At 43.7% G+C, this 1,342-nt stretch carries 1 protein-coding gene and 1 pseudogene; both read left to right on the top strand.

The features are described from left to right. Window positions 1-312: 312 nt before the first annotated feature. Window positions 313-495, top strand: a complete 183-nt coding sequence (locus OB236_RS40190; protein ID WP_408638529.1) for a hypothetical protein — start codon at window positions 313-315, stop codon at window positions 493-495. A gap of 3 nt (window positions 496-498) precedes the next feature. After that, window positions 499-824, top strand: a pseudogene (locus tag OB236_RS40185) (transposase); the annotation flags it as partial. Window positions 825-1,342 lie beyond the last annotated feature (518 nt).

The raw sequence follows: 1,342 nt of genomic DNA, 5'->3' as shown, positions 1-1,342 counted from the left end.
TGTCGCCACGTGAATCCCACCTCCTTATATAAACGGATATATACAGAATCTTTGCATCAATCTCCCGTTCGTATTATGAGGTCACCATATCTTTCTGGTAGACCTTATTTTTGTGTGGACGTAAGATAGCGGTAGCCGGGGATCGAACGTTTCTGCCCGTGGGAGATGGATCCCGAGAGCTATACAGTTCATCCCCCCTACTTGTTAAACCATGATTAGGCTGGTTGGGACCATGACCCCGAATCACATGCGATAATGTGGACGACAAGAAGGTTAGGGGTTGCCGGTGAAAACTATTATGGGAGTGATTATGTGAACCCTGTCATTGGTTTGGATGTGTCCAAAGGGGAAAGTCACGCGCAAGCTTTTGCAGACAGAGGAACGCCCTATGGAAAGATTTTTTGTTTTAATCATGATCTTGATGGACTTGCGTCTTTTCTTCGTTATGCCCAAGATTTAGAATCTTTTACCGGGAAGCGTGCGGCAGTCGTATAAGTGTATTTAATCTCTCTGGAACTACTTATTCATTTACTTCATCAATACCAAGACCATCGATCGAAACTTGATCAGTCCATAGAGGATTTGGCTCAAGAATTATTGGAGTATTATTTGATCCAATCGATCCCAGGCATTGGCACTAAACTTGCGGCAACAATTTTGGCCGAAATCGGGAAATCGATCGGTTCGATCATGCAAAGAAACTGATTGCATTTGCGGGTATGGATCCTAGCGTTTTTTCTTCCGGAAAGTTTACTGCTACTCGAAATCCAATTACTAAACGCGGTTCTAGAAAGCTCCGAACAGCCTTATACCAAGCTGTTCGTTTCCTTAGACATTTAGGAAAACCTCCCCAAATATTGTGGGACGGTTATTTGTCGTACCCTTTTTCCACTATAGCATCCTTCGTTTCGTTTCGTTCATTAATATTTAAATATTGACAGCCTATTAGCTGGTATACTTCAATAAAAAAGTATGCTCCCGCCCCTACGCTTGGGCTACGTTCTCCTCATTATATATTCCGGCATCCTCGGTACGGGTCGGTCCTCATGAATGCAAAAGAATGTTTACAAACGAATTATCCGGGGCGGAATGTTAAAAACATGCTGCTCTCGTTATTAGAATAATAAACAAGCGCCATATTCATTCTTTATCCACCCGGTTCGACAACCACCATGTAGCGTCACAACACACGCTCAGGATCTGCGTGCGTCGGAAAGAGATGCTCTCCAACCGGATATAATCCCAAGGTATTCCACAGGGTACTAGCGGGCATCCAGCAGCTTACGGCAAAGGGCAAAAAGAAAACCACAATACGAGAGGTAGTCGCATTATTGTTAATATC

The sequence above is a fragment of the Paenibacillus baimaensis genome (assembly GCF_025567575.1).
The sequence above is the reverse complement of the archived record's forward strand: the minus strand, read 5'-3'. Positions and strand labels throughout refer to the sequence as shown.